Genomic DNA, 4,129 nt, shown 5'->3' on the forward strand with positions numbered 1-4,129 from the left:
ACCACACCAATCATCAACCAGGTGGCGACGTGGAGAAACATGGTGATAGCGAACAACAAAGCTAGGGAAGCAATGGGGAAGATTTGACGGGTAGGACGACCGAAATAGAGAAAAAGAACTGTTAAAACGGTGGTTACTAAGTTAGCGGGTACTAAAAAGGCACAAATCGAGACGCAATAGTTGCGGGAAAATTCAGCGAGGGTATTAAAATCTATCATTAATATTACTTTACAATTGCCTGAGTCTTAGTACTCTCGATTGTAGCGGAAAATTTACATGATCGGCATGAAGGTGACTAAAGGCTGTGGTGCAATAGATTTTCGAGAGGGAGCTAAAACGAGGATCGGGGTATAGGTCATCCAGCTATAATGAAATCTGGGAAAATGACACCGCCGCATCCCGAAAACTCTCACCCCTTGCTAGGTATAATCGATCGCAGGAAGAATTTTATGAGTAAATTTGTCTTTGTCACTGGGGGAGTCGTCTCCAGTATTGGGAAAGGAATTGTCGCTGCTAGTTTGGGAAGATTGTTAAAAAGTCGGGATTATTCCGTCTCAATTCTGAAATTAGACCCCTATATCAACGTGGATCCGGGTACGATGAGTCCTTTTCAACACGGAGAGGTATTTGTCACCGATGATGGGGCCGAAACCGACCTCGACCTTGGCCACTACGAACGTTTTACCGATACGGAACTCTCCCGTCTCAATAGCGTGACTACTGGCTCGATTTATCAAGCGGTATTGAATAAAGAGCGCCGTGGTGCTTATATGGGGGGAACCGTGCAGGTAATTCCCCATGTTACCAACGAAATCAAGGAAAGGATTCTCCGGGTGGCCAAAGATACCAACCCCGATATTGTCATTACAGAAATTGGTGGTACGGTGGGAGATATCGAATCTTTGCCTTTTTTAGAAGCAATTAGGCAATTTAGGAAGGATGTGGGACGAAATAACGTAGTTTATATGCACGTTACCCTAATTCCTTGGATTCCGGCCGCTAAGGAGATGAAAACTAAACCGACGCAACACTCGGTTAAGGAATTAAGATCGATCGGGATTCAACCGGATGTGTTAGTCTGTCGTTGTCATCTACCCCTACAACCGGGGTTAAAAGAAAAACTCTCAGCTTTCTGTGATGTGCCGGTGGAATCGGTGATTACTGCTCAGGATGCCAGCAGTATCTACGAAGTTCCTCTCAATCTGGAAAAAGAGGGATTAGCGCAACAAACCCTAGAATTATTAAACCTGGGTCCCCGATACCCCCATCTGGAGGAGTGGGAAAATCTCATCCGACAGATGCAATCCCCTAGTCAAAAATTAGAGATAGCTATCGTCGGTAAGTATGTGCAGTTGGGGGATGCTTATCTCTCGGTGGTGGAGGCCCTCAAACACGCTGCTATTGCCCTTAATAGCGAGATAGAATTGCGTTGGGTAAGTGCCGAAGATGTGGATAACGATTCGGCCGAAGCTCATTTAAGCGGTGTTGACGGTATTGTTGTACCCGGTGGTTTTGGTATTAGGGGTGTGGATGGCAAAATTAAGGCGATCGAGTATGCTAGGGTCAATAATATTCCTTTCTTGGGTCTCTGTTTAGGGATGCAGTGTTCGATTATCGAATGGGGTCGCAATGTGGCCCGATTAGAAAGGGCCAATAGTTCCGAATTTGAAGAGGATACACCGAATCCAGTGATTAATTTACTGCCAGAACAGGCAGATGTGGTGGATTTAGGGGGAACAATGCGCTTAGGTCTCTATCCCTGCCGTTTAAATCCCGATAGTCTGGCTTTCTCCCTCTACGGTCAAGAGGTTATCTATGAGCGCCATCGTCACCGTTACGAGTTCAATAATGCCTATCGTAGTCTCTTTTTCGAGACTGGTTATCTGGTGAGTGGCACTTCTCCCGATGGTCGTTTGGTGGAAATTATCGAACTACCAAAACATCCTTTCTTTATTGCTACCCAATTTCACCCCGAATTTCGCTCTCGTCCCAATAAAGCTCATCCTCTCTTTTCTGGTTTCATGAAAGCGGCCCTCAAGGGTAGAGAGGAAAAGTTCTCCCTTATTAGTCAGCATTCGGCTATTAGTTAGGGTTTGCTGGTTCTATTGGCTCAAAATCTGTTTTTTTGGGGGGAACCCCCCGAAAATTTCTCATCTTAACCCCAGTTTGTCCTAGGGTTTCCCGAATTGACGTTGATAAACTACTTCTTCCTTGCCAGATTCCAGTTTAATATCCGAGCGAGGATAGGCCACACATAACAAAGCATAGCCTTCTTTTTGCAGGTCGGGGGATAATCCCATGCCCTCACCTTGTTCAACGCTACCCTGGGAAAGTTGAGCGGCGCAGGTAGTACATACGCCCGCATTGCAAGAACTGGGTAAGTCAATCCCCGCATCGTAGGCTGCCTTTAATATAGTTTGATCTTCCCTAACTTCGATCGTTTGTGTGGTTCCTAAATGGGAAATTTCTACTTTGTAGGTTGTGGTCATAGCTAATGAATGATGCTTTTAACATCACCTATTTTATCATTCTAGATTGCGGATATAGAGGACAGGGGGGAAATCTGTACCTAATCAGGTTTTCACCAGTCCGCAGATAATTGATTGTCATGAAAGATGATAAAATCCGAAAAAGTAGTAACTTTTTCTGGCAATTTGCCCTGTAGTTAAAACGAACAAAAGAGAGAAGTAAATTCTCTCTTCTGCTCATGAAAATTATGCCAATTTTTAGATAACCGAGGGGAAGTTATTCTATTTGTAATTGGCTCTCGTGTCTTTAACCGCCGCCCAAAAAAATAGAGCTGTTAGTGGCACACTTGCCGCTAGAATTAGGCCAGTGGTGGTATTGCCTAAATCCGGTTCTCCCGAACTAATTTCAAAGACACAACCCACACCAGCGATCGCTGCAATACAGGATAATAACAATAAAACGCCGCTTTTCGGGGTCATCTTCACTCCTCGCCTCAATTAACTAATGCCTTTATTTTGTCACTTTCTCGACCGGTTTCACCGCTTGCACGGAAAAACCGTGTTTTTTTAATTCTTCATTGAGTGCCAAATCGTTATCTACTCTGTCCACGAACATGACACCATTAAGATGGTCCATTTCGTGTTGAATTACCCGCGCTAGTAAACCGTTAGCTTGCAGTTTTCGCGGTTTCCCCTGTTCATCTTTATAACTCACTTCGATCGCTTGGGGACGGATGACATCTAAAAACACATCGGGAATACTCAAACAACCCTCTTCCGCTTTGCACAATTCCCGACTATAACCGATAATTTGGGGATTAATCAGAATTAGGGGCGGATTTTCCGGTTTATCGTGTTCACAATCGATGACAATCAATTGTTTATTGACTGCCACTTGGGGAGCCGCTAAACCGATACCATTGGAACTATACATAGTTTGCAGCATTTCTTTGGCTAATTGGCGAATGCTGTCATCGACCTTAGCAATCCGCTTGGCCGGTTGACGCAAGACTCGATCGCCGAGATAATGCAGTTCTAAAGGGGGTTTTTCTAATTTGCGTTTTTCTACGGTAATAGTGGCGCTCATAAACTTAATTATCGATGGGATGCACAATTTTGATCTTAGTCACTGGCTCTGGGGGATTTCTCAGGAAAAGGGAGAAAAAAGCCGAGACTCTTCATAAAATTTTACACCGATCACAGACAGTTCGTCCATATCAGGGGGTGGGAAGTGGGGAGTGGGGAGATTTTTCAGTTATCAGTAAGCAGTAACCAGTAATCAGTGGGGGAGTGGGGAGATTTTTCAGTTATCAGTTATCAGTAACCAGTAATCAGTGGGGGAGTGGGGAGAAGGGAGAAAAAAGCTGATTGTAACTGGCTACTTATTAGTAATTGGTATTCCTAACCATTGGCTTAATTCCGCTGCTAACCATTCAATTTCGGGTTGACTCAGATAGGCTTTTGTCTGACTGCTAATAGTATATTCTTTAGTCCCCGCCCAAATAGTTAAAGCCATCGGTACATAAACTTGATCGCCATCACCATCTTTGCTATGATAACTATCAGTTTTGACCAGTTTATTAATATGTTGCCGTGCCATTTTCTTTTTGCCTGGAAGTTTCCAACCCAAAATTCGCTGAATAGCAACAATTTCTTGACTA

4 protein-coding genes and 2 pseudogenes are annotated in these 4,129 nt (G+C 44.1%); 1 reads left to right on the forward strand and 5 read right to left on the reverse strand.

From position 1 onward, the window contains the following. Nucleotides 1–218: pseudogene (locus PX636_RS02905) on the reverse strand (hypothetical protein); the annotation flags it as partial. Nucleotides 219–449: 231 nt separating this feature from the next. On the opposite strand from PX636_RS02905, the gene pyrG reads away from it, so the two are divergent. After that, nucleotides 450–2,090 (forward strand): glutamine hydrolyzing CTP synthase, encoded by a 1,641-nt coding sequence (pyrG, locus tag PX636_RS02910; protein WP_002798562.1) that lies wholly within the window; start codon nucleotides 450–452, stop codon nucleotides 2,088–2,090. Between the two features lie 81 nt (nucleotides 2,091–2,171). Here the strand turns inward: pyrG and PX636_RS02915 are convergent, their stop codons facing one another. From PX636_RS02915 to PX636_RS02930, 4 genes and pseudogenes are all read right to left on the reverse strand, one after another. Then, entirely contained in the window at nucleotides 2,172–2,489 is a 318-nt protein-coding gene (locus PX636_RS02915) for a 2Fe-2S iron-sulfur cluster-binding protein (protein ID WP_004159498.1), read from the reverse strand. Nucleotides 2,490–2,750: 261 nt separating this feature from the next. Then, entirely contained in the window at nucleotides 2,751–2,948 is a 198-nt protein-coding gene (locus tag PX636_RS02920; protein ID WP_002731987.1) for a hypothetical protein, read from the reverse strand. Between the two features lie 31 nt (nucleotides 2,949–2,979). Then, nucleotides 2,980–3,555: a peptide deformylase gene (gene def / locus PX636_RS02925; protein ID WP_002733872.1), complete on the reverse strand. Its 576-nt coding sequence runs from the start codon at nucleotides 3,553–3,555 to the stop codon at nucleotides 2,980–2,982. 291 nt (nucleotides 3,556–3,846) lie between these two features. Beyond that, nucleotides 3,847–4,129 (reverse strand): annotated as a pseudogene (locus PX636_RS02930) (serine/threonine protein kinase); the annotation flags it as partial.

The sequence above is a fragment of the Microcystis sp. M53598_WE2 genome, from assembly GCF_030067735.1.
Classification (GTDB): domain Bacteria; phylum Cyanobacteriota; class Cyanobacteriia; order Cyanobacteriales; family Microcystaceae; genus Microcystis; species Microcystis aeruginosa.